The organism is Burkholderia sp. MSMB0856 (genome assembly GCF_001524645.2).
In the GTDB taxonomy this organism is placed as follows: domain Bacteria; phylum Pseudomonadota; class Gammaproteobacteria; order Burkholderiales; family Burkholderiaceae; genus Burkholderia; species Burkholderia diffusa.
On sequence record NZ_CP013427.1, the window covers coordinates 1,610,544 to 1,636,562 of the forward strand.

Genomic DNA, 26,019 nt, shown 5'->3' on the forward strand with positions numbered 1-26,019 from the left:
CAGCGGGCCTCCCGCTGCTGCGCATCACCGTAGAAAACACAGATGAAACCGGTCATTGCCCTCGTTGGGCGCCCCAATGTGGGGAAATCCACGCTGTTCAACCGGCTCACGCGTTCGCGCGATGCGCTGGTCGCCGACTTGCCGGGCCTGACGCGCGATCGCCATTATGGCGAAGGGCGGGTCGGCGCACGGCCGTATCTGGTCGTCGATACCGGCGGCTTCGAGCCCGTCGCGAAGGACGGCATCCTGCACGAGATGGCACGTCAGACGCGGCAGGCCGTCGAGGAAGCCGACGTCGTCGTGTTCATCGTCGACGGCCGTAACGGCCTCGCGCCGCAGGACAAGTCGATCGCCGACTACCTGCGCAAGACCGGCCGGCCGATCTTCCTGGTCGTCAACAAGGCCGAGGGGATGAAGTACACGGCGGTCGCGACGGACTTCTACGAGCTCGGGCTCGGCGATCCGCGCGCGATCTCGGCCGCGCACGGCGACGGCGTGACCGACATGATCAACGAGGCGCTGGAAGTCGCATACGCGGGCCAGCCCGAGGAAGCGGACGAGGACGATCCGTCGCGCGGCATCAAGATCGCGATCGTCGGCCGGCCGAACGTCGGCAAGTCGACGCTCGTGAACGCGCTGATCGGCGAGGACCGCGTGATCGCGTTCGACATGCCGGGGACGACGCGCGATTCGATCTACGTCGACTTCGAGCGCAACGGCAAGAAATATACGTTGATCGACACAGCGGGCCTGCGACGCCGCGGCAAGGTGTTCGAGGCGATCGAGAAATTCTCGGTCGTGAAGACGCTGCAATCGATCTCGGACGCGAACGTCGTCATTCTTCTGCTGGATGCGCAGCAGGACATTTCCGACCAGGACGCGCACATCGCCGGCTTCGTCGTCGAACAAGGCCGCGCGCTCGTGATCGGCGTCAACAAGTGGGACGGTCTCGACGATCACGCACGCGATCGCGCGAAAGCGGATTTGACCCGCAAGCTGAAATTCCTCGACTTCGCGAAATCGCACTACATTTCGGCCGCGAAGAAGACCGGCATCGGCGCGCTGATGCGCTCGGTCGACGACGCGTACGCGGCGGCGATGGCGAAACTGCCGACGCCGAAGCTCACGCGCGCGCTGATCGAGGCGGTCGAGTTCCAGCAGCCGCGGCGTCGCGGTCCGGTGCGTCCGAAGCTGCGCTACGCGCACCAGGGCGGCCAGAATCCGCCGCTGATCGTCATCCACGGCAACGCGCTCGACGCCGTGACGGAAACCTACAAGCGTTACCTCGAAAACCGATTCCGCGAAACTTTCTCACTGACCGGGACTCCATTGCGCATAGAGTTCCGTTCGTCGAACAACCCGTACGCGGACAAGGGCTGAAGCATGTCCTGCAAGGGATAGGCCGCATGGCCTACGCCCGGGCGGGGCATGCAAAATCGGCTATAGTGTAGCGATTGGCGCCGGATCTCTTTTTCTTCGTCGCCAATCCAGATCAACCTGCAAAAAAAGATGGAGTACGCCATGAGCAACAAAGGGCAATTGTTACAAGACCCGTTTTTGAACGCACTGCGCAAAGAGCACGTTCCCGTTTCGATCTATCTCGTCAACGGCATCAAGCTGCAAGGGAACATTGAATCGTTCGACCAGTACGTCGTGTTGCTCCGTAATACGGTGACCCAGATGGTCTACAAGCACGCCATCTCGACGGTCGTGCCGGCGCGCCCGGTGAATTTCCACCCGGACGCGGAAGCCTCGTCCTAACCCATCGCAGCGGCCGGCGTCCGGTCGCCGCGAGCGACCGATGCCAGCCGCCTTATCTTGACACCCGATAATTTGATCAACGCAGCGCTCGTCGGCATCGACTTCGGCAAGACCGATTTCGAAGCCAGCCTCGAAGAACTCAGTCTTCTCGCATCCAGTGCGGGGGCCCGTCCCGCCGTCACCCTCACCGGTCGTCGCGCCAGTCCCGATGCCAAGATGTTCATCGGCAGCGGCAAAGCCGAAGAATTGCGGCTTGCCTGCGACACGCACAACGTCGAAATCGTCATCTTCAACCACGCACTGGCACCGGCCCAGCAACGCAATCTGGAGCAGGCGCTTAACAGGCGGGTGGTCGATCGCACGAGCCTCATCCTCGATATCTTCGCGCAGCGTGCCCGCAGTCATGAAGGCAAGCTGCAGGTCGAACTCGCGCAGCTGCAATACCTGTCGACCCGCCTGATTCGCGCGTGGACCCACCTGGAGCGGCAAAAGGGCGGTATTGGCCTGCGCGGCCCCGGGGAAACCCAGCTCGAAACCGACCGTCGGTTGATCGGCGAGCGCATCAAGATGCTGAAGTCGCGGCTCGACCGGTTGCGCAGGCAGCACAGCACGCAGCGTCGTCAGCGCGCGCGCAGCGGCACGATGTCGGTGTCGCTCGTCGGCTATACGAACGCGGGCAAGTCGACGCTGTTCAATGCGCTGACGAAAGCGCAGGCCTATGCGGCCGACCAGCTGTTCGCCACGCTCGATACGACGTCGCGGCGCGTGTACCTCGGCGACGAGGCGGGTCAAATTGTCGTATCCGATACGGTAGGGTTCATTCGCGAATTGCCTCACCAGTTGGTTGCCGCGTTTCGCGCGACCCTCGAGGAAACGATTCATGCGGATCTGCTGCTGCACGTCGTCGACGCGTCGAGCGCGGTGCGGCTCGAACAGATCGAGCAGGTGAACGGCGTGCTGCACGAGATCGGTGCGGACACGATCCGGCAGGTGCTGGTGTTCAACAAGATCGACGCCGTGCCCGAGCTGGCGGCCCGCGGCGACGCGGTCGAGCGGGACGAGTATGGTAATATTTCGCGCGTCTTTTTGAGCGCACGCACCGGTCAGGGTCTTGATGCGTTGCGTGCCGCCATCGCCGAGATCGCCTCTGCGGAACACCTTTCCGGCGCGACGTTACCCAACGGCGCGCTCGACGGCGCACCCGCTGAACCACACGAAGACCACACGATTTCCGAACACGGGCGCTAACCGGTCCCGGCCGGTTCGCCGGCGTCTAATCTGGTGAACAAACTCTGGTGAACGAATACAACGAGCGGAGTACCTGGCGGCGGATGCGCGCCTTGCTGTCGATCAACGATCCCCGCTGGGGGCGCGGCGAAGGCAAGGGCAACGACGGATCCCGTCCGCGTGCGAATGAATCGAAGCGTCCGCCCGGTGGCGACGGTGACGGTCCGCCCGATCTCGACGAGATGTGGCGCAACTTCAACCGGCGTCTGAGCGGCCTGTTCGGCGGCAAGGGCGGCAACGGCTTCCGGCCCGACAATGGCCGGGCCGCGCGCGTCGGCGTCGGCATCGTGATCGGCGTGCTGGTCGCAGTCTACGCGGGCAGCGGGTTGTTTGTCGTGCAGGACGGCCAGACGGGCGTCGTGCTGCAGTTCGGCAAGCTGTCCGGCACGGTTGGCCAGGGCGTGCACTGGCGCGCACCGTATCCGTTCGCGTCGCACGAGATCGTCGACACGTCGCAGGTCCGTTCGATCGAGATCGGCCGCAACAACGTCGTGCGTCTCGCGAACGTGAAGGAAGCGGCGATGCTGACGCGCGACGCCGACATCGTCGACGTGCGTTTCATCGTCCAGTATCGGATTCGTTCGGCAACCGACTACCTGTTCCGCAGCGTCGATCCGGAGCGCAGTGTGTCGCAGGCCGCCCAGGCCGCGGTGCGCGCGATCGTCGGCACGCGCAGCGCGGCCGACATGCTGAACCAGGATCGCGATGCACTGCGCGAGCAATTGTCCGCCGCGATCCAGCGCGATCTCGATCGCTACCAGTCGGGCCTTGAGATCACGGCCGTCACGATGCAGAGCGTCGCGGCGCCCGAGCAGACGCAGGCCGCGTACGCCGAAGTCGCGAAGGCGCGCGAAGATCGCGAGGCCGCGAAGCGTGCTGCGCAGGCCTATGCGAACGACCTGCTGCCGAAGGCGCAGGGCAATGCCGCGAAACTCGCCGACGAAGCGAAGGCGTATGCCGATCGCGTGGTCACGGAGGCAGAGGGCGACGCCGACCGGTTCAAGCAGGTCTATGCACAGTATTCGAAGGCGCCCGCGGTGATCCGCGAGCGGATGTACCTCGAGACGATGCAGGAAATCTATTCGAACGCGACGAAAGTATTCGTCGGCAACAAGGGTGGCAACAGCGTCGTGTATCTGCCGCTCGACAAGCTTGTCGAGCAGGGGCGACAAGATGCCGCGAATGCCGCGACGCCTGCCGGTGCATCCGCGCCCGTCGCAGCGTCGGCCCCGGCCGCCGCTGCGTCGAGCGCACCCGCGAGCGCGGCTTCGGGCGCAGCGGCGCCCGCACCGGGCAGCGACGTGCTGCGGTCGCGCGAAGCGTTCCGCAGCCGCTCGCGTGAAGACGATACGAAGTAACGGAGAGCGCAGAACATGAACCGAATCATTGCGCTCGTCGTCGCAATCGTGATCGCCGCCTTCGCGGCGTCGTCGACCGTCCTGACCGTCGACCCGCGCCACACTGCCGTGCTGTCGGGCCGCGACGGCGCGCAACCCGAACTCGCGGGCCCCGGCATCCATTTCAAGCTGCCGCCGCCGCTGCAAACGGCGACGCTGATCGACACACGCGTGCAATCGCTCGAGTCGTCGGATCCGCTGCAACTGGCGACCGAAGACAAGCACGACCTGCTCGTCGCGTATGCGGTCAAGTACCGGATCAGCGATCCGATGAAATATTTCACGGCGACGGGCGGCGACCCGGTGGCCGCCACCGAGCGGCTGGCCGGCGCGCTGAAGAGCGCACTCGGCGACGCGTTCGGCAAGCGCGCGCTCGACGACGCGCTCGGCGGCCAGCGCGACATCGCCAATGCGGCGCGCGAGGCGGTGCGCGCGAAGGCGTCGGGCTTCGGCGTCGACGTGGTCGACGTGCAGTTGACGCGCGTCGACTTGCCGGCTGCGCAGACGGATGCCGTCTATCAGCGGATGATTGCCGCGCTGCGCGACCAGGCCGCACGGGTGCGCGCGGATGGCGCCGCCGATGTCGAGCAGATCAAGGCCGACGCGGAACGCGAACAGCAGGCGGTGCTCGCAAATGCGTACAAGTCCGCGCAGACGATCAAGGGCGAGGGCGACGCGAAGGCCGCGTCGATCGCCGCCGATGCGTTCGGCCGCGATCCGCAGTTCTACCAGTTCTACGCGAGCCTGCAGGCTTACCGGAATACCTTCAAGCGCAACGACATCATCGTCGTCGACCCCGACAGCGAGTTTTTCCGTTTCATGCGCAGCCCGACGGGCGGTGCCGCACCGGCGGCACCCGCTCCCCGCAAACACTGACCTTGGGGCGCCGCGTCGAGCGGCGCCGTCGCTCGCATGGATTTGGCTGGCTCGTTGTTGCTCGCGGTAGCACTGATGCTGATCATCGAGGGGGCGTTCCCCTTCGTGTTTCCCGTCGCCTGGCGCGACACGTTTCGTAGAATAGCGGAGCGGCCGCCGCATCATATCCGGATCGGCGGGCTCATCGTGATGGCGCTCGGGCTCGTCCTGCTGCTGCTGGCCACCTGATCCGGACGGCGCACCCGCCGTTCGTTCCGCCCGATTTCCGATTTCCGATTCATCTCGCGGCGCGCGTGTCGCGCCCTGTTTCCTGTCGTAGGACCGTAACGATGTCGACCTGGTTACTTCCCGAGAATATCGCCGACGTACTGCCGTCGGAAGCGCGCAAGATCGAGGAGCTGCGCCGCAGGCTGCTCGATCGCTTCCGTTCGTACGGCTACGAAATGGTGATGCCGCCGCTGCTCGAATATCTCGAGTCGCTGCTGACGAGCGGCGGCGCCGACCTGCGCTTGCGTACTTTCAAGCTGGTCGATCAGCTGTCGGGCCGCACGCTCGGCCTGCGCGCGGACATCACGCCGCAGGTTGCGCGTATCGACGCGCATCTGCTGAACCGCCAGGGCGTGACGCGTCTCTGTTATGCGGGCCACGTGATGCATACGCGTCCGCGCGGCCTGCATGCGACGCGCGAGCAGATCCAGATCGGCGCCGAAATCTACGGACATGCCGGACTGGAAGCCGATCTCGAGATCCAGCAGCTGATGCTCGACGCGCTGCACCTCGCGGGGCTGTCGCGGATCCGTCTGGATCTGTGTCACGCGGGCGTGCTCGCGGCGCTGCTCGCACGCGACCCGCAAGCCGCCGAGCGCGGCGAGGCGCTCTACGACGCACTGTCGGGCAAGGACGTGCCGCTGCTGAACGAACTCACCGACGATCTCGGCGCCGATACGCGCGCGGCGCTGCGGACGCTGCCGCATCTGTACGGTGACGCGAGCGTGCTCGACGAGGCACGTGCACGCCTGCCGGTGCTGCCCGAGATCACGCGCGCGCTCGACGATCTCGCGCAGCTCGCCGCGCAGGCGAAGGGTGTCGAGGTGGCGATCGATCTCGCCGACCTGCGTGGCTACGCGTACCACAGCGGCGCGATGTTCACGGCGTACATCGACGGCGTGCCGAACGCGATCGCGCGCGGCGGCCGTTACGACCACGTGGGCCAGGCCTACGGTCGCGCCCGCCCGGCGACGGGCTTCTCGCTCGACCTGCGCGAGCTTGCGCGGATTTCGCCGATCGAGGCGCGCGGTACCGCGATTCTCGCGCCGTGGGCACAGGACGACGCGCTGAGCGCGGCCGTTGCGGCGCTGCGCGATGCGGGCGAGGTCGTGATCCAGGCGTTGCCGGGGCACGACCACGTGCTCGACGAGTTCGCCTGCGACCGTTCGCTTGTCGAGCGTAATGGCGCATGGGTGGTCGAACCCCGTTAAACAGGCGTTCGCGGGCCGTCGTTCGACGTGCATATCGTTGAAGCGAAACGGAAAAATTCGGAATCGCCCGCGAACATAGGTAGAATACGTTTTTAACCAGCTAACGAATCAACATGTCTGCCAGCGCAGTGAACGTGACTCCCGGGCGCAATGTCGTCGTCGTGGGAACGCAATGGGGTGATGAAGGCAAGGGCAAGATCGTCGACTGGCTGACGGACCACGCTCAGGGCGTCGTGCGTTTCCAGGGCGGTCACAACGCCGGCCACACCCTCATCATCGGCGGCAAGAAAACCATCTTGCGCCTCATTCCGTCGGGCATCATGCGTGAAGGCGTCGCCTGCTACATCGGCAACGGCGTCGTCCTGTCCCCCGAGGCACTGTTCAAGGAAATCGGCGAGCTGGAAGAGGCCGGCGTGAACGTGCGCGATCGCCTGTTCATCTCCGAAGCCACGACGCTGATCCTGCCGTACCACATCGCAATCGACCAGGCGCGCGAAGCGCGCAAGGGCGCCGGCAAGATCGGTACGACCGGCCGCGGCATCGGCCCCGCGTACGAAGACAAGGTCGGCCGCCGCGCGCTGCGCGTGCAGGACCTGTTCGACGCGAAGACCTTCGCCGACCGCCTGCGCGAAAACCTCGATTTCCACAACTTCGTGCTGACCCAGTACCTGGGTGGCGCGGCCGTCGATTTCCAGGCCACGCTCGACACGATGCTCGGCTATGCCGATCGCCTGAAGCCGATGGTGGCCGACGTGTCGCGCCGCCTGTACGACGCGAACAACGCCGGTCAGAACCTGCTGTTCGAAGGCGCGCAAGGCACGCTGCTCGACATCGACCACGGCACCTATCCGTTCGTCACGTCGAGCAACTGCGTCGCGGGTGCGGCATCGGCCGGCGCCGGCGTCGGTCCGCAGAAGTTGAACTACATCCTCGGCATCACGAAGGCGTACTGCACGCGTGTCGGCTCGGGCCCGTTCCCGAGCGAGTTGTACGACGCGGACAATCCGCAGCGCCAAGACCAGATCGGCGTTACGCTGGCGAACGTCGGCAAGGAATTCGGCTCGGTCACCGGCCGTCCGCGCCGCACCGGCTGGCTCGACGCAGCGGCGCTGCGCCGCTCGATCCAGATCAACGGCGTGTCGGGCCTGTGCATGACGAAGCTCGACGTGCTCGACGGCCTCGATGAAGTCAAGCTGTGCGTCGGCTACAAGATCGACGGCAAGGACGTGGACATCCTGCCGCGCGGTGCCGCCGACGTCGCGCGCTGCGAGCCCGTGTACGAAACGTTCGCCGGCTGGAAGGAAAGCACCGTCGGCATCAACACGTGGGACGCGCTGCCGGCGAATGCTCAGGCATACCTGACCCGTGTCCAGGAAGTGGCCGGCGTGCCGGTCGACATGGTTTCGACGGGGCCGGATCGCGACGAGACGATTCTGCTTCGCCATCCGTTCAAGGTGTAATTCTCAGCATGACGCAGCAAATCACGATGACGGCGGCAGACTTGATGACCGATCCGCGCAACGACGACAAGAACCTGTGGGTAGGCTGGGACGAATACCATCGTCTGATCGAGCTGCTTGCGCTCCAGGTGCATGCATCGGGCTGGAAGTTCGACCAGATCCTGTGCCTCGCGCGCGGCGGTCTGCGCGTCGGCGATCAACTTTCGCGCATCTACGACGTCCCGCTCGCGATCCTCGCGACGAGTTCGTATCGCGAAGCGGCCGGCACCGAGCAGGGCGAGCTCGACATCGCGCAGTACATCACGATGACACGTGGCAACCTCGAGGGCAACGTGCTGCTGGTCGACGATCTCGTCGATTCGGGCGTTACGCTCGCGCGCGTGCAGGAGCACCTGAAGGAGCGCTATCCGGCGGTCAAGGCCGTGCGCTCGGCGGTGCTCTGGTACAAGGGTTGCTCGAAGGTCAAGCCTGACTATCACACGCAGTATCTGCCGACGAATCCGTGGATTCATCAGCCGTTCGAAGAGTGGGACACGGTTCGTCCTCACAATCTCGAGGCGTGGATCAAGCGCGGTCGCGCGCAGCGCGACGGCTCGGGCGCGTAAGCGGCCGGTCGATCGAAGGAAAGCCTTGTACGGCGCCGCTTGCGGCGCCGTTTTTTATTGCGGCGGCGGGCCGGTGGGCGCCACAATCGGTGTTCGCGGTAGGCAGACGGCGCGTCCCCGGCTATGATGGCAGCCCTGCCACAGCTTGCGCGGGATTGCATGCGCGGCGTGGATCACGTGGCTTCAGGGCAACAGGGCAGCACGGTTTTTCAGGGGGGCGCGAGTAGAATAGCGCTCGTTTTGTCCGAACCGGACCCGATTATTAAGCTTCATATGAACGACACGATCCAGGCGACCGACGCAGCCCATGCGCATTCGACGCACCAACACTCGATGCGGGCGCTTGCGATAGCGGCCATCGGCGTCGTGTTCGGCGATATCGGCACGAGCCCGCTGTATTCGCTGAAGGAGGCATTCAGCCCCGCACACGGCATTCCGCTCACCGAAGGTTCGATTCTTGGGGTGATCTCGCTGCTGTTCTGGGCGATCATCCTGGTGGTCGGCATCAAGTATTTGCTGTTCGTGATGCGGGCCGACAACAACGGCGAAGGCGGCGTGCTCGCGCTGATGGCGCTGTCGCTGCGGCCGCTCGACTCGAAAACCCGCGTCGCGGGCGCGCTGATGGCGCTCGGGATCTTCGGCGCGTGCATGTTCTACGGCGACGCCGTGATCACGCCGGCGATTTCCGTGATGTCGGCGGTCGAAGGTCTGGAGATCGCGACGCCGCACCTGTCCCATCTCGTGATGCCGATCACGATCGTGATTCTGATCGCGCTGTTCTGGATCCAGCGTCACGGTACCGCGATGGTCGGCAAGCTGTTCGGGCCGATCATGGTGCTGTGGTTCATCGCGATCGCGGCGCTCGGCGTGTATCACATCGTGCGCGTGCCGGGCATCATCGCGGCGATCAATCCGTATTACGCGGCGTCGTTCATGTCGGAGCATGTGCTGCAGGCCTATGTCGTGCTCGGTTCGGTCGTGCTGGTGCTGACCGGCGCGGAAGCGCTCTACGCGGACATGGGCCACTTCGGTGCGAAGCCGATTCGCCTCGCCGCATACGGGCTCGTGATGCCGTCGCTCGTGCTGAACTACTTCGGCCAGGGCGCGCTGCTGATCCAGAACCCGAAGGCGATCGAGAACCCGTTCTTCCTGTTGGCGCCGGAATGGGCGCTGCTGCCGCTCGTCGTGCTGTCGACGGTCGCGACCGTGATTGCTTCGCAGGCCGTGATCTCGGGCGCGTATTCTCTGACGTCGCAGGCGATCCAGCTCGGCTACGTGCCGCGCATGAAGGTGCTGCATACGTCCGAATTGGCGATCGGCCAGATCTACGTGCCGGTCGTGAACTGGCTGCTGCTGTTCGTGATCCTCTGCATCGTGATCGGCTTCAAGAGCTCCGACAACCTCGCCGCAGCGTACGGTATCGCAGTGACGGCGACGATGGTGATCACGACCGTGCTCGCGGCCGTCGTGATGGTGAAGGTGTGGAAGTGGAACAGGCTGCTCGTCGGCGCGATCATCGCGGTGTTCCTTGCGGTCGACCTGGGCTTTTTCGGCGCGAACCTGCTCAAGGTCGCGCAGGGCGGCTGGCTGCCGCTCGGCATCGGCGCGCTGTTGTTCTTCCTGCTGATGACCTGGTACACGGGCCGCCACATCGTCAAGGAGCGTACGGCTGCCGACGGTATCCCGCTCGAGCCGTTCTTGCAGGGGCTGCTCGCGCATCCGCCGCACCGTGTGTCGGGCACCGCGATCTACCTGACCGGTAACGACAAGCTCGTCCCCGTCAGCCTGCTGCACAACCTGAAGCACAACAAGGTGCTGCACGAGCGGACCATTTTCCTGACGTTCGTCACGCGCGACATCCCGTATGTGCGCGACGACAAGCGCCTGAGTGCGCGCGACGCGGGCGGCGGTCTGTACATCGTCAAGGCCGAATACGGCTTCAACGAGACGCCGGACGTGAAGGCCGTGCTCGAGGAATTCGGCCGCACGCACGACATGACGTTCGAACTGATGGACACGTCGTTTTTCCTCGCGCGTGAAACGGTCGTGCCGACGCATCTGCCCGGCATGTCGATCTGGCGCGAACGCGTGTTCGCATGGATGCATCAGAACGCGGCGAAGCCCACCGACTTCTTCTCGATCCCGGCGAACCGCGTGGTCGAGCTCGGCACCAAGATCGAAATCTGACCCGCACGCGGGCCGCATATGCGGCCCATGCCGGTCCGGCCGCGCTTGCCGAGGCCATGAAAAAGCCCGCCTTCCGGCGGGCTTTTTTTCGTGCGTCGACAGCCTTCGCGTGCTCAGCGCTTCAGCTTCGCGAACGCCGCGGCCATCGCGCCGGCCGGTTCCGGCTCGCGCGAACGCTGGGGGCGGGCCGCGCCGCGGCCGGCATTGCCGCGATCCTGACCGGCGCGCGGCGCCAGGCCCGGTGTGGCCGCTTCGTCGTCCAGACGCATCGTCAACGAAATGCGCTGACGCTTCACGTCGACGTCGAGCACCTTGACCTCGACGACTTGGCCGGCCTTCACGACTTCGTGCGGATCCTTGATGAACTTCGTCGACATCGCGGACACGTGGACGAGGCCGTCCTGGTGCACGCCGACATCCACGAATGCGCCGAACGCCGCGACGTTCGTCACGACACCTTCAAGCAGCATGCCCGGCATCAGGTCGGACACCTTTTCGACGCCGTCACGGAACGTTGCGGTCTTGAATTCGGGGCGCGGGTCGCGACCCGGTTTTTCGAGTTCGGACAGGATGTCGCGCACGGTCGGCAGGCCGAAACGTTCGTCGACGAATTCGGCGGGCGACAGGCCGGACAGCGCATCGCGGCTGCCGAGCACGTCGTCGATCCGCTTGCTGATCTTCGCGAGGATCCGTTCGACGACCGGATAAGCCTCCGGGTGGACCGACGAGCGATCGAGCGGATTCTCGCCGCCGTTGATGCGCAGGAAGCCGGCTGCCTGCTCGAAGGTCTTGTCGCCGAGGCGCGGCACCTTGCGCAGGTGATCGCGCGACGGGAACGGCCCGTTCGCGTCGCGGTAGTCGACGATGTTGCGCGCGAGCGTGGCGTTCAGGCCAGAGACACGCGCGAGCAGCGCGACCGACGCGGTGTTCGCGTCGACGCCGACCGCGTTCACGCAATCCTCGACCACCGCATCGAGCGAGCGGGCGAGTTCGCGCTGGTTCACGTCGTGCTGGTACTGGCCGACGCCGATCGCCTTCGGCTCGATCTTCACGAGCTCGGCGAGCGGGTCCTGCAGGCGGCGGGCGATCGACACGGCGCCGCGCAGCGACACGTCGAGCTCCGGGAATTCCTTCGCGGCCAGCTCGGACGCCGAGTAGACCGACGCGCCGGCTTCCGACACGACGATCTTCTGCAGCCGCAGTTCCGGATGCTTCGAGATCAGCTCGCTCGCGAGCTTGTCGGTTTCACGGGACGCGGTGCCGTTGCCGATGCTGATCAGCTCGGCCTGCGTCTGCGCGGCGATGCGCGCGAGCTTCGCGAGCGAGCCGTCCCAGTCGCGGCGCGGCTCGTGCGGGTAGATCGTATCGGTCGCGAGCAGCTTGCCGGTGCGGTCGACCACGGCAACCTTCACGCCCGTGCGCAGGCCGGGGTCGAGACCGATCACGGCCTTCGGGCCGGCCGGCGCGGCCAGCAGCAGATCCTTCAGGTTGCGGGCGAACACGCGGATCGCTTCGGCTTCCGCCGTTTCGCGCAGTTGCGTGAGCAGTTCGTTCTCGATGTGCGGCTGCACCTTCACGCGCCAGCACCAGCGGCACACGTCCGACAGCCACTTGTCCGCCGGGCGGCTCTGGTTCGCGATCCCGAAATGGCGCGCGATCATCGCTTCGCCGGGATGCGGGACTTGCGCGTCGAGCTCCTCGCCGAGCCCGAGCTTGACGGTCAGCACGCCGGCATTGCGACCGCGGAACAGAGCCAGCGCGCGGTGCGACGGGACCGTCCGGATCGTTTCCGCGTAGTCGTAGTAATCGCGGAACTTCTCGCCTTCCTCGTTTTCCTTGCCTTCGACGACCGCAGAGGATACGACGCCCTGGCTGTGCAGGTAGTCGCGCAGCTTGCCGAGCAGTTCGGCCGTTTCGCCGAATTGTTCGGACAGGATGTCGCGCGCGCCGTCGAGCGCGGCCTTCACGTCGGCGACACCCTTGTCGGCATCGACGTACGCGGCGGCTTCCGTCTGCGGGTCGAGCAGCGGATTCGCGAGCAGCGCCTGCGCGAGCGGCTCGAGGCCGGCTTCGCGCGCGATCTGCGCGCGCGTGCGGCGCTTCGGCTTGTACGGCAGATAAAGGTCTTCGAGCACCTGCTTGCTGTCGGCCGCGTCGATCGCGGCGCGCAGTTCGTCGGTCAGCTTGCCCTGTTCGTCGATGCTCGACAGGATCGCCGCGCGGCGGTCCTCGAGCTCGCGCAGATACAGGAGGCGTTCCTCGAGCTGGCGCAGCTGCGTGTCGTCCAGGTTGCCGGTCACTTCCTTGCGGTACCGGGCAATGAACGGAACGGTCGAGCCTTCGTCGAGGAGTTGCACTGCCGCCGCGACCTGGCGCGGCTGGACGGACAGTTCGGTGGCGATGCGCTGTACGATCTTGAGTGCTACGGTTTCCGTCATGTCGTGGATGATCTGCCTGCTGAAATCGCGGCGCGGGCCGGCAGGCCGCGCGGCGCGGGCTGCTAGACGGGCCCGCCGGACCAGATGCCGCGGGTGAGTGAAGCGGGGCATTTTGCCATAAATGGCGGAGCGTCCAGCCGGGGGTGATAGAATTTGACACATGTCCCGCAGCTTTCCTACGACGTTGCCAACTTCCCGCATTTCTCTCGTCGCGCTCGGCGCAGCGCTTGCCGCGGCTTTGTCCGCCGGGTCTACCGTCGCGTACGCACAGGCATCGGGCGCAACCGCGCCGGACGCCGCAGTGGCCGCGCCCGTCGCACCCTCCGCCACGCAAGATTTTGACGCCCGTCAAAAAGTGCTTAATCAACGTTCCGCGGAAAACGATTATCGTTATGCCGTGGCGGAGCACGATTGCTACAGCAAGTTCTTTGTCAATCATTGTCTCGGCAATGCGCGCGACCGGATGCGCGAGGAGCGGGCGAGCATCCGTCAGGAGCAGCTCGCGCTCGACGACGAGCAGCGCGCGGTGCGGGCGCAGCAGCGCGACCAGCAGCAGGCGTTGAAGCAGGCGCAGAATGCGGCGGAAGCGCCGCAGCGCGCGGCGAACGATGCGGCGAACGCGGCTGCGTTCCGCGACAAGCAGGAGCAGAATGCACTGAAGCAGGCGCAGCGCGGCGCCGAGGGGCCGCAGCGCGCCGCGAACAAGCAGGCATACGACCAGAAGCAGGCAGACTTCCAGCGCAAGCTCGACCAGGCGCGCCAGCAGGGCGCGCAGAAGGCGCAGGAGCGGGCGGACAACGCCGCGCGCTACGAGCAGAAGCAGAAGGAAGCTGCGCAGCACAAGGCCGATGTCGAGCGGCGTCAGCAGGAAGCGGCCGACAAGGCCAAGCAGCAGCAACAGCAGGGGCAGTAACGTGTTGGATTGATCCGGAGTCAGTCTCGTGCGTGCCGGCACGCCAGTCGGCGCGCTGCTTCGATGAGGAGGCGCATATGCAAAACCGTCCCACGGAACAGCAGCAGGAATTGCACAACCGTTTGGCTGCGTTGCAGGAGCAGCACCAGCAGCTCGCTCGGGAGATCGAGCTGAAGGAAGGACACTCCGACATCGACGACATCACGCTGCACCGGCTGAAGAAGGAAAAGCTGGCGGCCAAGGACAAAATCATTTTGCTGCAATCGCAGCTGGAACCGGATAAGCGCGCCTGAGCGCGGCCTGGCAAGCGCCGGCGCCGCCCGGGCGCTGGACACAGGAACGCTTGCCTTGAATTCACCGCTTGAAGCCAACCCCGATGCCCGGCGTGACGCGTCGTCCGCCGGGCGCGTTCGTGCGCCCGAAGGCACCTTCGAGCTGAGCCGCAAGCGCGTCGACGAACTCGACACGATCTTCGGCGACGGCGGATTGCTCGCGCGCGCGCTCGACGGCTATCACCCGCGTCAGTCGCAAATCGAGATGGCGCGCGCGGTCGCGTCCGCGATGGAGGCGTCCGCGCGCCGGATGCCCGAGCCGGAAATCTTCGAGACCCGCAAGCGGCCGGCACGCCGCCTCGGCGAAGGCGACAAGGCGGCCGAATCCGCCGCGGAGGGGGCTGCGGTCGAAGCCGACGGCGACGCCGGCGACAACACGCTGATCGTCGAGGCCGGCACCGGTACCGGCAAGACCTATGCGTATCTGGTGCCCGCGATGCTGTGGGGTGGCAAGGTGATCGTGTCGACCGGCACGAAGCACCTGCAGGACCAGCTGTTCCAGCGCGACATCCCGACGGTGCGCAACGCGCTCGCGGTGCCGGTAACGGTTGCGATGCTCAAGGGCCGCTCGAACTACCTGTGCCATTACTACCTGCAGCGCACGGCCGACAACGGCCGCCTGCCGTCGCGCCAGGACACCGCGTATCTGCAGGAAATCGTCCGGTTCGCCAAGGTCACGAAGAGCGGCGACAAGGCCGAGCTCGCGAGCGTGCCGGAGACGGCGCCCGTGTGGTCGATGGTCACGTCGACGCGCGACAACTGCCTCGGCCAGGAGTGCCCGCATTACAAGGAGTGCTTCGTGATGCAGGCGCGCCGCGAGGCGCAGCAGGCGGACGTCGTCGTCGTCAACCATCACCTGTTCTTCGCGGACATCATGCTGCGCGACACCGGGATGGCCGAACTGCTGCCGAACGCGAACACGGTGATCTTCGACGAAGCGCACCAGCTGCCGGAGACGGCCACGCTGTTCTTCGGCGAGACGCTGTCGACCACGCAGATCCTCGAACTCGCGCGCGACACGGTCGCCGAAGGCCTGAGCCATGCGCGCGATGCGGTCGAGTGGGTGAAGCTCGGCGGCGATCTCGAACGTGCGGCGCGCGACCTGCGTCTCGCGTTCGCGAACGACCAGATCGTGCGCATGTCGCTCGCGCAACTGGGCGACGATCACCCGATGTTCGGCGCGCTCGACGCGCTCGAAGTGGCGCTCGATGCGCTTGCCTCGGCGCTCGCGAGCCAGGCCGAGCGGGCGGAGTCGCTCGGTGCGTGCCTGCGGCGCGCACGCGAGCTGCAGGACCTGCTCGCGGGCTGGGTCGCGCCCGGCGCGGCGGAAGCGGCCGCGAAGGCCGATGCCGCGGTCGCCGGCGACAAGGCGGCCACCGACGACCCGAACGAGAAGGTGCGCTGGGTCGAAGTGTTCGCGCATACCGTCCAGCTGCACGAGACGCCGCTGTCGGTTGCGCCGATTTTCGCGAAGCAGCGTGCCGGCGTGCCCCGCGCGTGGGTGTTCACGTCGGCGACACTGTCGGTGCGCGGCGACTTCACGCACTACGCGGCCCAGATGGGCCTCAGCTCGCGGCGCTCGATGACGCTCGCAAGCCCGTTCGACTATCAGACGCAGGGCCTGCTGTATGTGCCGCGCAACTTGCCGCAGCCGTCGTCGCCGGCGTTTACCGATGCCGTGTTCGATGCCGCGTTGCCGGCGATCGAGGCATCGGGCGGCGGCGTGTTCATGCTGTGCACGACGCTGCGCGCGGTCGACCGGATCGCGTCGAAGCTGCGCGACGTGATCGAGTCGCGCGGCTGGAACACGCCGCTGCTGGTGCAGGGCGATGCCAGCCGTACCGAACTGCTCGATCGTTTCCGTTCGTACGGCAATGCGATTCTCGTCGGCAGCCAGAGCTTCTGGGAAGGCGTCGACGTGCGCGGCGACGCGCTGTCGCTCGTCGTGATCGACAAGCTGCCGTTCGCGCCGCCCGACGATCCGGTGCTGGCCGCGCGGCTCGATGCGTTGACCAAGAAGGGCTTGAGCCCGTTCGCCGTTCACCAGCTGCCCCAGGCCGTGATCACGCTGAAGCAGGGCGCGGGCCGGCTGATTCGCGCGGAGACGGATCGCGGCGTGCTGATGATCTGCGACACGCGGCTCGTCGACAAGCCTTACGGTCGACGGATCTGGCAGAGCCTGCCGCCGTTCAAGCGCACCCGCGAGATCGCGGTCGTGCAGGATTTCTTCGACGAGCATCGCGCCGCAAAGCGCGCGTGACCGCGCTGCTGCCTGCTGCGGGCGGCACCAACAAAAAACCCGGCTCGATGGCCGGGTTTTTTGTTGGTGCTTGGGCGTCGCTCAGAACTGCCACCACGACTTCTTCGTGCCGGGGCGCGAATGGCCGGTGATGTACGGGCTGTCCGGGAAGGTTCCGGCGAGCACGCGCTTCGTGTCTTCCGCGAGTTCCGGCTGGTTCAGCTTGCCGTACGACAGGATCATGATGTGCAGCGCGTCCTCGATCGCCGGCGCGCCCTTGTAGTCCTTGATCGCGAGCTGCGCGCGGTTGATCGCCGCGACATAGGCGCCGCGCCGATAGTAGTAGTCGGCCGCGTGCACTTCGTGCGAGGCGAGCGCGTTGACGATGTAGCGCATCCGCGCGGCGGCGTCAGGCGCGTACTTGCTCTTCGGGAACCGGTCGACGACGACCTTGAACGCGTCGTACGATTCGCGCAGTGCCTGCGGATCGCGCTCGCTCATGTCCTGGCCGGAGAAGCGGCCGAACAGGCCGAGATCGTCGTTGAAGTGGATCATCCCCTTCAGGTAGTACGCGTACGGGATATCCGGGTGATCCGGATGCAGCTGGATGAAGCGGTCGACGGCCTGATCGGCGGCTGCCGCTTCGTTGTCCTTCCAGCTGCAGTACGCGACGTTGATCTGCGCCTGTTGCGCGAAACGGCCGAACGGATCGCGACCCTGCAGCGATTCGAAATATTTCGCGCACTTGCCCCAGTCGCCGCCGGACAGTGCGTCCTGGGCCTCTGAGTATAATTTGTTGTTCGACCAGGTAGCCGTCTCGTCCTGCTTCTGCGGCAAGCCGTGGCAGCCGGCGATGAGGGCCGCGGCCGCTACCACCGCAGCTCGGGCGGCGACGGTTTTGGCCGTACGTTTGGTCGAATTCATCATGCTCGCATGTCCTAGCTTCAAGTCTCGGTGACCCAGTCTAAATGACCCGTTCAAGTTCGCAGAATGCCCCGCGGGGCAAGTCAAATCGCGAAGATTATAGCCCAAGCGATCGGCCCGCCGACGCTGCGTCGGGGGATTCTCCCGACGACGATCTCGCTGCAGACGCGATGCAGCCGCCTGTCGTGCCGTCCGCGGCGGCCGACGAAGCGCCGCGCGTCGTCGAAGTGCCGCTGTCGCTCGCGGGTGAGCGCCTCGATAAAGCGCTTGCCCAACTGTTCCCAGAATTCTCCCGCAGCCGCCTGCAGAGCTGGATCGAGGCGCAGCGCGTGCTGGTCGACGGCGCGCCGGCGAAGATCCGCCAGCCGGTGCCGCTCGGCGCGAGGATCGAGCTCGTGCCCGACCTGCTGCCCGAGCAGCTGGCGTTTACGCCGGAGCCGGTGCCGCTCGACGTGATCTACGAGGACGACGCGCTCGTCGTCATCAACAAGCCGGCGGGCCTCGTCGTCCACCCGGCTGCCGGCAACTGGAGCGGCACGATCCTCAACGGCCTGCTGCACCGTTACGGCGACGCGGCGGCCGGCCTGCCGCGCGCGGGCATCGTGCACCGGCTCGACAAGGAGACGTCCGGCCTCATGGTGGTTGCGCGCACACTCGCCGCGCAGACCGACCTCGTGCGCCAGCTGCAGGCGCGCACGGTGAAGCGCCGCTATTTCGCGCTCGTGTGGGGCATGATGCCCGAAGACGGCACGATCGACGCGCCGATCGGCCGCGATCCGCGCGAGCGCACGCGCATGGCCGTCGTCACCGGCGCGTCGGGCAAGCCCGCGCGCACGCATTTCCGCACGGTTGACACATGCATGTGGCAACGTCAGCCGGTGTCCGCGATCCAGTGCGATCTCGAAACCGGCCGCACGCATCAGATCCGCGTGCACTGCTCGCATGTCGGGCATCCGCTGCTCGGCGATCCGGTGTATGGGCGCGCGCGGGGCAAGCGCTCGGTCGCGCCGCTGCCGGGCGGGTTCGCGCGGCAGGCGCTGCACGCCTGGCGGCTCGGCCTCGTGCATCCGGTCACGGGCAAGACGATGCAGTGGCGTTGTCCGTTGCCGGACGACATGAACGCGCTCGTCGCGGCGCTGGGCTTTGGGCAGGGTGACGAGGAATTCGACGATGAAGACGGTGTCTACGACGATGACGATTTCGCCGGCGATTATCAGGATCACGACGACGATTACGACGATGAGGAGGAGTGAGTGTCGATGACGAACCTGGCGCCGTTGACGTGGCAGGACTGCGTGCAGCCCGACTGGCAGGTGGCGCCGCGCGTGCGTGCGCTGATCACGACGCGCGACGGCGGCGTGAGCGAGGGCCCGTACGGGCGCTGGCAGGATGGCGCGGCGTTGCCGGGCGGGATGAATCTCGGCCTGCATACCGGTGACGATCCGGCCCATGTCGCCGCGAATCGCGCGCGCTTGCTCGCGCTGGCGGGCCAGTCGCGAGCGGCATGGCTCGAACAGGTTCACGGCGCGCGGATCGTGCGCGCGGACGAGGTGATCGAGGCCGCGCCGGGTGCCGAGGCGCCCGTGCAGGCCGACGCGAGCGTGACGGACCGCGCGGGCGCGGTCTGTGTCGTGATGGTCGCGGATTGCCTGCCGGTGCTGTTGTGCGACGCGCGGGGTCGCGCGGTGGGTGCCGCGCATGCTGGCTGGCGCGGGCTCGCGGCCGGCATCGTCGAGCAGACCGCGGCTCGCGTCGCGGCACTCGCCGGCGGCGCGACGGATGAACTCCATGCGTACCTCGGGCCCGCGATCGGCCCGCGGGCATTCGAAGTCGGCGCCGATGTGCGCGAGGCGTTTCTCGACACGGCTCCGCAGTCGGAGCATGATGAGACGCGGCAAGCGTTCGTCGCGATCGACGGCGCGCCCGGCAAGTACCTCGCCGACCTCTATGCGCTTGCGCGCCTGCGCCTCGCGCGTGCAGGCGTGGCGCATGTGAGCGGCGGGACCGCCTGCACGGTCACCGAGCACGCGCGCTTCTATTCGTACCGGCGCGACCGCGTGACCGGCCGCATGGCGGCGGCGATCTGGCTGGCAGATTGATGGCTGACCGCGCGCGCTCGCGCGCGGCTTGGTTTGTTGCGCTGCGAAATCGGTTATTTCGATATTGGCGCGGCAATGCGGCGTTGCATGGACAACCGAATGAATAATCGCGAAGTCAAGTCGATCAAAATGTTTTATGTTTCGCCGGAAGCCTTGTCCCGCTTGTTGCGCACGGATTATCTCCGAGCAGAAATGTTCGGTGGTTTGACGCAGTGCTTCACATGGGGAAAACGATAATGATAAAAATACCGCACTGCGGCAGAATCTGGAGACGCCTCTCCAGAGCATGACGGCCCGGCTCGCAGCCGGCACGCCGCGCGCGAGCAGGATTTCACGATTGACGCTCACGAATCACCGGTAAGGCAGGTAATGACAGCATCGAAAAATTCGTCGACGTCCGCTCAGGCGGGCACTTCCGCAGGCAGCACCGGATTCGACCAGGCTACCCAGCCGATGCAGCAGATGTTCGAGGCATGGCTGAACGCCTGGCGCGGTTTCGCCGATCCGGCGCGCGCCGCAACGGCGGCGACCACCGCGAATCCGTTCGCCGCATTCCAGTTCCCGACATCCGTTCCGTTCCAGATGCCGTCGATGCCCGATCTGGGCGCCTTCGGCGGCCTGGCTTCGCCGTTCGCGGGGCTGAAGCTGCCGGTGGCCGCGGTCCCGCCGGAGCGGCTCCAGAAGCTGCAGGCCGACTACGCGCGCGATTGCATGACGCTGATGCAGCAGGCCGCCGCGGCGAAGCTCGAGTCGCCTGAACTGAAGGACCGCCGCTTCAGCGCGGATGCGTGGAAGGCTTCGCCCGCGCATGCGTTCGCCGCTGCGTGGTATCTGCTCAACGCGCGCTACCTGCAGGAGCTGGCCGACGCGCTCGAGACTGATCCGAAGACGCGCGAACGTATCCGTTTCTCCGTCCAGCAATGGACCGCCGCCGCCGCGCCGAGCAACTTCCTGGCGCTCAATCCCGATGCGCAGAAATCGATCCTCGAGACGCAGGGCGAAAGCTTGCGGCAGGGGATGATGAATCTGCTCGGCGACATGCAGCGCGGCAAGATTTCGCAGACCGACGAATCGCAATTCGTGGTCGGCAAGAACCTCGGGTGTACCGAAGGCTCGGTCGTCTACGAGAACGACCTGATCCAGCTGATCCAGTACGCGCCGAAGACGGACAAGGTGTTCGAGCGGCCGCTCCTGATCGTGCCGCCGTGCATCAACAAGTTCTACATCCTCGACCTGCAGCCCGAGAATTCGCTCGTCGCGCATGCGCTGTCGAACGGCCATCAGGTGTTCCTCGTGTCGTGGCGCAACGCCGATGCGTCGGTCGCGCACAAGACGTGGGACGACTACATGAACGAAGGGCTGCTCGCGGCGATCGACGCCGTGCAGCAGGTCAGCGGCCGCGAGCAGATCAACACGCTCGGCTTCTGCGTCGGCGGCACGATGCTCGCGACCGCGCTCTCGGTGCTCGCCGCGCGTGGAGAACATCCGGCCGCGTCAATGACGCTGCTGACCGCGATGCTCGATTTCACCGACACGGGCATCCTCGACGTGTTCGTCGACGAGGCGCACGTGCAGATGCGCGAGCAGACCATCGGCGGCAAGAACGGCGCGGCGCCGGGGCTGATGCGCGGCGTCGAGTTCGCGAACACGTTCTCGTTCCTGCGGCCGAACGACCTCGTGTGGAACTACGTCGTCGACAACTACCTGAAGGGCCACACGCCCGCCGCGTTCGACCTGCTGTACTGGAACAGCGACTCGACGAGCCTGCCGGGCCCGATGTACGCGTGGTACCTGCGCAATACCTATCTCGAGAACAAGCTCCGCGTGCCGGGCGCGCTGACCGTGTGCGGCGAATCCGTCGACCTGTCGCGCATCGACGTGCCGACCTTCATCTACGGGTCGCGCGAGGATCACATCGTGCCGTGGCAGACGGCCTACGCGTCGACGTCGATCCTGACGGGCCCGTTGAAGTTCGTGCTCGGCGCGTCGGGCCACATCGCGGGCGTGATCAATCCGCCGGCGAAGAAGAAGCGCAGCTACTGGGTCAACGACAACGATCTGCCCGAATCCGCTGACGACTGGTTCGCCGGCGCGACCGAGCAGCCGGGCAGCTGGTGGACGACTTGGGTCGAGTGGCTCGACCAGTACGGCGGCCGCAAGGTGGCGCCGCCCGCCAAGGCCGGTTCCGTGCAGTTCCCGGTGATCGAACCGGCGCCGGGTCGCTACGTGTTGCAGCGCGATTGACGAAAGACGGACAGCGGCGCACGCTGTCCGGTGCACCGCAGTTTTTTTAACAGGGCCGGTAGCGATGCGCCGTGTCGTGCGGGCCTGGAGGAAAGGGAAATGACGGACGTAGTGATCGTATCGGCCGCGCGGACCGCGGTCGGCAAATTCGGCGGCTCGCTCGCGAAGATCGCGGCACCGGAGCTGGGCGCGACGGTGATTCGCGCGGTGCTGGAGCGTTCGGGCGTGAAGCCCGAGCAGGTGAGTGAAGTGATCATGGGCCAGGTGCTGGCGGCGGGCTCGGGGCAGAACCCGGCGCGCCAGTCGCTGATCAAGGCCGGCCTGCCGAACGCGGTGCCGGGCATGACGATCAACAAGGTGTGCGGCTCGGGCCTGAAGGCGGTGATGCTGGCGGCGAACGCGATCGTGGCGGGCGACGCGGACATCGTGATCGCGGGCGGCCAGGAAAACATGAGCGCGGCGCCGCACGTGCTGCCGGGCTCGCGCGACGGGTTCCGGATGGGCGACGCGAAGCTGGTCGACACGATGATCGTCGATGGCCTGTGGGACGTGTACAACCAGTACCACATGGGCATCACGGCAGAGAACGTTGCGAAGGAATACGGGATCACGCGTGAGGAGCAGGACGCGTTCGCGGCGCTGTCGCAGAACAAGGCGGAAGCCGCGCAGAAGGCCGGGCGCTTCGATGCCGAGATCGTGCCGGTGTCGATTCCGCAGCGCAAGGGCGAGCCGCTGCAGTTCGCGACCGACGAGTTCGTGCGTCACGGCGTGACGGCGGAATCGCTGGCGGGGCTGAAGCCGGCGTTCTCGAAGGACGGCTCGGTGACGGCGGCGAACGCGTCGGGGCTGAACGACGGCGCGGCGGCAGTGCTGGTGATGTCGGCGCAGAAGGCGGCGGCGCTCGGCCTGACGCCGCTTGCACGGATCAAGGCATACGCGAACGCGGGCGTGGATCCGAGCGTGATGGGCATGGGTCCGGTGCCGGCATCGCGCCGCTGCCTGGAGCGTGCGGGCTGGACGCCGGGCGACCTGGACCTGATGGAAATCAACGAGGCCTTCGCGGCGCAGGCGCTGGCGGTGCACAAGCAGATGGGCTGGGACACGTCGAAGGTGAACGTGAACGGCGGTGCGATCGCGATCGGTCACCCGATCGGCGCGTCGGGTTGCCGGATCCTGGTGACGCTGCTGCACGAGATGGTCAAGCGCGACGCGAAGCGCGGGCTGGCGTCGCTGTGCATCGGCGGCGGGATGGGCGTCGCGCTTGCGGTCGAACGTCCGTAACCGGTCGTCCGTCACGGCCAAACCAATCCGGGCGCCGGCCGATTGCGGCTTCGGTCGGCGTTACGTGAAGTCAGAGGGGGCCTCCGGCGGCTCTCGAAACCAAAAAATGGAGTGAGATTTATGTCTCAGCGAATTGCGTACGTAACGGGCGGGATGGGCGGCATCGGCACCAGCATCTGCCAGCGTCTGTCGAAAGACGGCTTCAAGGTGGTCGCGGGTTGCGGCCCGAACTCGCCGCGCCGGGTGAAATGGCTCGAGGACCAGAAGGCGCTCGGCTACGATTTCATCGCGTCGGAAGGCAACGTGGGCGACTGGGACTCGACCAAGGCAGCGTTCGACAAGGTCAAGGCCGAAGTCGGCGAGATCGACGTGCTGGTCAACAACGCGGGCATCACGCGCGACGTCGTGTTCCGCAAGATGACGCATGAAGACTGGACGGCCGTGATCGACACCAACCTGACGAGCCTGTTCAACGTGACGAAGCAGGTGATCGACGGGATGGTCGAGCGCGGCTGGGGCCGGATCATCAACATTTCGTCGGTGAACGGCCAGAAGGGGCAATTCGGCCAGACGAACTACTCGACCGCGAAAGCCGGCATCCACGGTTTCACGATGTCGCTCGCGCAGGAAGTCGCAACGAAGGGCGTGACGGTCAACACCGTGTCGCCCGGCTACATCGGCACCGACATGGTGAAGGCGATTCGTCCGGACGTGCTCGAGAAGATCGTCGCGACGATCCCGGTGCGTCGTCTCGGCGCGCCGGAGGAAATCGGTTCGATCGTCGCGTGGCTCGCGTCGAACGACTCCGGCTTCGCGACAGGCGCCGACTTCTCGCTGAACGGCGGCCTGCATATGGGCTGAACGTCCGGCTGCGCGGGCCGCTTCGGCCGCGCGGCCCGGCGTTTCCGAAGGCCCCCGCCTCCCGGATCCGGGAGGCGGGGATTTGTCACTTGCGCTACGCTGCACCCAAAGGCGTTACATGACTACTACAAAGAAAACGGCCGAGCGGCTCATCAAGAAGTACCCGAACCGCCGGCTCTACGATACCGAGACGAGCACGTACATCACGCTGACCGACGTCAAGCAGCTCGTGCTGGAACAGGAGGACTTCAAGGTCGTCGACGCGAAATCCAACGAAGACCTGACGCGCAGCATCCTGCTGCAGATCATCCTCGAGGAAGAGAGCGGCGGCGTGCCGATGTTCTCGTCGTCGATGCTGTCGCAGATCATCCGTTTCTACGGTCATGCGATGCAGGGCATGATGGGCACGTACCTGGAAAAGAATATCCAGGCGTTCATCGACATCCAGAACAAGCTCGCGGATCAATCGAAGAACCTTTACGAAGGTAACGCGATGAATCCGGAAGTCTGGTCGCAGTTCATGAACATGCAGGCGCCGATGATGCAAGGGATGATGACGAGCTACATCGAGCAGTCGAAGAACATGTTCGTGCAGATGCAGGAGCAGATGCAGAACCAGGCGAAGTCGATGTTCAGCACGTTCCCGTTCAAGCAACCGGGCGCGCCGGAGCCGGAGAAGAAGTAACGCTTGCGCGGCAGGCCGGTCGCGGCGGCACCCGCCGCCCGACGCCTGGCTTGGCGCCGCGATGCGCGGCGGTGCGATGCGGCCGATCGTGTGCTCGGGCACGACGATGGCCGCTGGCCGCCGGCGCAAGATGTTGCCGACGGTCGTTCCTGATCGTCGGCACCGAATGCCTGTGCCCTCGCGTGGGGGCCGGTGCGATCGTGGTCCGGTCGCCTTTATCTAATTCCAGAGAGTCATCAGCAAATCGACACCCGGGCGTGTCGCGCCGCACGCCGTGCGTTTGTGCCAGTGCGACCGATCGCCGTTGCGTCGGGCCGCGTCACAACGCGCAGCGGCAAAGCCTGCGCGTACGCCGGCTTGGCTCAAAGTGCCGGATCGAAATCCTGGTGATCGTCCGCGGGAGGAAGGTCGAGCACGAGCTTCACCGCGCAGTAGTTCGCCTTCAGCGAAAACACCCGGCCGATCACAAGAAACGTCTGCCGCGAATTCTCGAGTTCGACGAAGTCGCCCGGCTGCGGCACGTGGGCGCCCTGGTCATAGGAAAAGCTGGTGCTGGTCTGCTCGCCGATGGTCTCGGCGGCGTGCTCGGTGAATTCGATCGTGATGTGGGTGGTCATGCGAAGGCCGTTGGGTAAGTGAAGAAAGCGGATGTTGCGATTTTCGCATAGGGGCGGGGTGAGGCCGGGGGCGATTGTCGTGCATGACGGGCGGTGATCGCATTCATCGTTTCATCGTCGCCGGTCTGAAAGGCTGGATCAGCTGCCGGTTCCGCCGGCGCGTGCTGGGTATTGAGGGTGCCATCCACGGCGTCTTGAGCGCCGGTTTTGCCTCCCTGACCCATAAATAGCTGTAAACTCACGCTTTTGCCGCCACGCCCCCACATTCCAGATGTCCCAGTCCCCCAAAGTAGGCTTCGTGTCGCTCGGGTGCCCGTAGCACAATCAATCTATAC

General features: G+C 65.9%; 23 protein-coding genes. 20 read left to right on the plus strand and 3 right to left on the minus strand.

Annotated elements, in window-relative coordinates; genetic code table 11:
• Window positions 1-42 precede the first annotated feature (42 nt).
• The 10 genes from der to WS87_RS08750 all read left to right on the plus strand — a co-directional run bounded on the left by der (window position 43) and on the right by WS87_RS08750 (window position 11,051).
• Complete coding sequence (gene der, locus WS87_RS08700; RefSeq protein ID WP_044848985.1) at window positions 43-1,380, plus strand: ribosome biogenesis GTPase Der; 1,338 nt, start codon at window positions 43-45, stop codon at window positions 1,378-1,380.
• A gap of 141 nt (window positions 1,381-1,521) precedes the next feature.
• Entirely contained in the window at window positions 1,522-1,761 is a 240-nt protein-coding gene (gene hfq, locus WS87_RS08705; protein ID WP_006399927.1) for an RNA chaperone Hfq, read from the plus strand.
• Window positions 1,762-1,833: 72 nt separating this feature from the next.
• Window positions 1,834-3,009, plus strand: a complete 1,176-nt coding sequence (gene hflX, locus WS87_RS08710) for a GTPase HflX (RefSeq protein ID WP_179952339.1) — start codon at window positions 1,834-1,836, stop codon at window positions 3,007-3,009.
• A 47-nt stretch (window positions 3,010-3,056) separates the two neighbouring features.
• Entirely contained in the window at window positions 3,057-4,406 is a 1,350-nt protein-coding gene (gene hflK / locus WS87_RS08715) for an FtsH protease activity modulator HflK (protein WP_059817520.1), read from the plus strand.
• 15 nt (window positions 4,407-4,421) lie between these two features.
• Complete coding sequence (gene hflC / locus WS87_RS08720; protein WP_059817518.1) at window positions 4,422-5,321, plus strand: protease modulator HflC; 900 nt, start codon at window positions 4,422-4,424, stop codon at window positions 5,319-5,321.
• 36 nt (window positions 5,322-5,357) lie between these two features.
• The gene (locus WS87_RS08725; protein ID WP_009687995.1) at window positions 5,358-5,549 is read left to right on the plus strand and encodes a DUF2065 domain-containing protein; all 192 of its coding nucleotides are present in this window, start codon (window positions 5,358-5,360) and stop codon (window positions 5,547-5,549) included.
• A 101-nt stretch (window positions 5,550-5,650) separates the two neighbouring features.
• Window positions 5,651-6,799, plus strand: a complete 1,149-nt coding sequence (locus tag WS87_RS08730; RefSeq protein WP_059817516.1) for an ATP phosphoribosyltransferase regulatory subunit — start codon at window positions 5,651-5,653, stop codon at window positions 6,797-6,799.
• A 113-nt stretch (window positions 6,800-6,912) separates the two neighbouring features.
• A complete protein-coding gene (locus WS87_RS08735) occupies window positions 6,913-8,259 on the plus strand; it encodes an adenylosuccinate synthase (protein ID WP_059817515.1) in 1,347 nt (448 codons plus the stop codon).
• 8 nt (window positions 8,260-8,267) lie between these two features.
• Window positions 8,268-8,864 carry a phosphoribosyltransferase gene (locus tag WS87_RS08740; protein WP_059464415.1) on the plus strand — a complete coding sequence of 199 codons (597 nt, stop codon included), beginning with the start codon at window positions 8,268-8,270 and terminating at the stop codon, window positions 8,862-8,864.
• Between the two features lie 273 nt (window positions 8,865-9,137).
• The gene (locus WS87_RS08750) at window positions 9,138-11,051 is read left to right on the plus strand and encodes a potassium transporter Kup (RefSeq protein WP_059693222.1); all 1,914 of its coding nucleotides are present in this window, start codon (window positions 9,138-9,140) and stop codon (window positions 11,049-11,051) included.
• A gap of 113 nt (window positions 11,052-11,164) precedes the next feature.
• Here WS87_RS08750 and WS87_RS08755 read toward each other — a convergent pair whose 3' ends face one another.
• On the minus strand, window positions 11,165-13,489 hold the full coding sequence (locus WS87_RS08755; protein ID WP_059817513.1) for a Tex family protein: 2,325 nt from the start codon (window positions 13,487-13,489) through the stop codon (window positions 11,165-11,167).
• 160 nt (window positions 13,490-13,649) lie between these two features.
• On the opposite strand from WS87_RS08755, the gene WS87_RS08760 reads away from it, so the two are divergent.
• From WS87_RS08760 to WS87_RS08770, 3 genes are all read left to right on the plus strand, one after another.
• On the plus strand, window positions 13,650-14,402 hold the full coding sequence (locus WS87_RS08760; protein WP_059817511.1) for a hypothetical protein: 753 nt from the start codon (window positions 13,650-13,652) through the stop codon (window positions 14,400-14,402).
• 77 nt (window positions 14,403-14,479) lie between these two features.
• The gene (locus WS87_RS08765) at window positions 14,480-14,695 is read left to right on the plus strand and encodes a YdcH family protein (RefSeq protein ID WP_006755091.1); all 216 of its coding nucleotides are present in this window, start codon (window positions 14,480-14,482) and stop codon (window positions 14,693-14,695) included.
• Between the two features lie 55 nt (window positions 14,696-14,750).
• Window positions 14,751-16,994 (plus strand): ATP-dependent DNA helicase, encoded by a 2,244-nt coding sequence (locus WS87_RS08770; RefSeq protein WP_059817509.1) that lies wholly within the window; start codon window positions 14,751-14,753, stop codon window positions 16,992-16,994.
• 81 nt (window positions 16,995-17,075) lie between these two features.
• On the opposite strand, the gene WS87_RS08775 is transcribed toward WS87_RS08770, so the two are convergent.
• Complete coding sequence (locus WS87_RS08775; RefSeq protein WP_059526052.1) at window positions 17,076-17,900, minus strand: outer membrane protein assembly factor BamD; 825 nt, start codon at window positions 17,898-17,900, stop codon at window positions 17,076-17,078.
• A 41-nt stretch (window positions 17,901-17,941) separates the two neighbouring features.
• Here WS87_RS08775 and WS87_RS08780 point away from each other — a divergent pair, with 41 nt between their 5' ends.
• The 6 genes from WS87_RS08780 (at window position 17,942) to phaR (ending at window position 25,067) form a co-directional block, all read left to right on the plus strand.
• Window positions 17,942-19,150: an RluA family pseudouridine synthase gene (locus tag WS87_RS08780; protein ID WP_059693216.1), complete on the plus strand. Its 1,209-nt coding sequence runs from the start codon at window positions 17,942-17,944 to the stop codon at window positions 19,148-19,150.
• A gap of 6 nt (window positions 19,151-19,156) precedes the next feature.
• Window positions 19,157-19,996: a peptidoglycan editing factor PgeF gene (gene pgeF, locus WS87_RS08785; protein ID WP_059693606.1), complete on the plus strand. Its 840-nt coding sequence runs from the start codon at window positions 19,157-19,159 to the stop codon at window positions 19,994-19,996.
• A 369-nt stretch (window positions 19,997-20,365) separates the two neighbouring features.
• Complete coding sequence (gene phaC, locus WS87_RS08790) at window positions 20,366-22,240, plus strand: class I poly(R)-hydroxyalkanoic acid synthase (protein ID WP_059817507.1); 1,875 nt, start codon at window positions 20,366-20,368, stop codon at window positions 22,238-22,240.
• Between the two features lie 99 nt (window positions 22,241-22,339).
• Complete coding sequence (locus tag WS87_RS08795; RefSeq protein ID WP_107938120.1) at window positions 22,340-23,521, plus strand: acetyl-CoA C-acetyltransferase; 1,182 nt, start codon at window positions 22,340-22,342, stop codon at window positions 23,519-23,521.
• 120 nt (window positions 23,522-23,641) lie between these two features.
• Window positions 23,642-24,382 carry a 3-ketoacyl-ACP reductase gene (locus WS87_RS08800; RefSeq protein WP_059537451.1) on the plus strand — a complete coding sequence of 247 codons (741 nt, stop codon included), beginning with the start codon at window positions 23,642-23,644 and terminating at the stop codon, window positions 24,380-24,382.
• Between the two features lie 118 nt (window positions 24,383-24,500).
• A complete protein-coding gene (phaR, locus tag WS87_RS08805; protein WP_011549704.1) occupies window positions 24,501-25,067 on the plus strand; it encodes a polyhydroxyalkanoate synthesis repressor PhaR in 567 nt (188 codons plus the stop codon).
• 362 nt (window positions 25,068-25,429) lie between these two features.
• Here phaR and WS87_RS08810 read toward each other — a convergent pair whose 3' ends face one another.
• Complete coding sequence (locus WS87_RS08810; protein WP_059537455.1) at window positions 25,430-25,684, minus strand: hypothetical protein; 255 nt, start codon at window positions 25,682-25,684, stop codon at window positions 25,430-25,432.
• 83 nt (window positions 25,685-25,767) lie between these two features.
• Here WS87_RS08810 and WS87_RS33505 point away from each other — a divergent pair, with 83 nt between their 5' ends.
• On the plus strand, window positions 25,768-25,914 hold the full coding sequence (locus WS87_RS33505; RefSeq protein WP_159085643.1) for a hypothetical protein: 147 nt from the start codon (window positions 25,768-25,770) through the stop codon (window positions 25,912-25,914).
• Window positions 25,915-26,019: the final 105 nt, after the last annotated feature.

Coding starts and splice junctions, on each gene's coding strand:
- der (WP_044848985.1), top strand. CDS start 43: ATGAAACCGGTCATTGCCCTCGTTGGGCGCCCCAATGTGGGGAAATCC.
- hfq (WP_006399927.1), top strand. CDS start 1,522: ATGAGCAACAAAGGGCAATTGTTACAAGACCCGTTTTTGAACGCACTG.
- hflC (WP_059817518.1), top strand. CDS start 4,422: ATGAACCGAATCATTGCGCTCGTCGTCGCAATCGTGATCGCCGCCTTC.
- WS87_RS08725 (WP_009687995.1), top strand. CDS start 5,358: ATGGATTTGGCTGGCTCGTTGTTGCTCGCGGTAGCACTGATGCTGATC.
- WS87_RS08730 (WP_059817516.1), top strand. CDS start 5,651: ATGTCGACCTGGTTACTTCCCGAGAATATCGCCGACGTACTGCCGTCG.
- WS87_RS08735 (WP_059817515.1), top strand. CDS start 6,913: ATGTCTGCCAGCGCAGTGAACGTGACTCCCGGGCGCAATGTCGTCGTC.
- WS87_RS08740 (WP_059464415.1), top strand. CDS start 8,268: ATGACGCAGCAAATCACGATGACGGCGGCAGACTTGATGACCGATCCG.
- WS87_RS08750 (WP_059693222.1), top strand. CDS start 9,138: ATGAACGACACGATCCAGGCGACCGACGCAGCCCATGCGCATTCGACG.
- WS87_RS08755 (WP_059817513.1), bottom strand. CDS start 13,489: ATGACGGAAACCGTAGCACTCAAGATCGTACAGCGCATCGCCACCGAA.
- WS87_RS08760 (WP_059817511.1), top strand. CDS start 13,650: ATGTCCCGCAGCTTTCCTACGACGTTGCCAACTTCCCGCATTTCTCTC.
- WS87_RS08765 (WP_006755091.1), top strand. CDS start 14,480: ATGCAAAACCGTCCCACGGAACAGCAGCAGGAATTGCACAACCGTTTG.
- WS87_RS08775 (WP_059526052.1), bottom strand. CDS start 17,900: ATGATGAATTCGACCAAACGTACGGCCAAAACCGTCGCCGCCCGAGCT.
- WS87_RS08780 (WP_059693216.1), top strand. CDS start 17,942: ATGACCCGTTCAAGTTCGCAGAATGCCCCGCGGGGCAAGTCAAATCGC.
- pgeF (WP_059693606.1), top strand. CDS start 19,157: ATGACGAACCTGGCGCCGTTGACGTGGCAGGACTGCGTGCAGCCCGAC.
- phaC (WP_059817507.1), top strand. CDS start 20,366: ATGACAGCATCGAAAAATTCGTCGACGTCCGCTCAGGCGGGCACTTCC.
- WS87_RS08795 (WP_107938120.1), top strand. CDS start 22,340: ATGACGGACGTAGTGATCGTATCGGCCGCGCGGACCGCGGTCGGCAAA.
- WS87_RS08800 (WP_059537451.1), top strand. CDS start 23,642: ATGTCTCAGCGAATTGCGTACGTAACGGGCGGGATGGGCGGCATCGGC.
- phaR (WP_011549704.1), top strand. CDS start 24,501: ATGACTACTACAAAGAAAACGGCCGAGCGGCTCATCAAGAAGTACCCG.
- WS87_RS08810 (WP_059537455.1), bottom strand. CDS start 25,684: ATGACCACCCACATCACGATCGAATTCACCGAGCACGCCGCCGAGACC.
- WS87_RS33505 (WP_159085643.1), top strand. CDS start 25,768: ATGACGGGCGGTGATCGCATTCATCGTTTCATCGTCGCCGGTCTGAAA.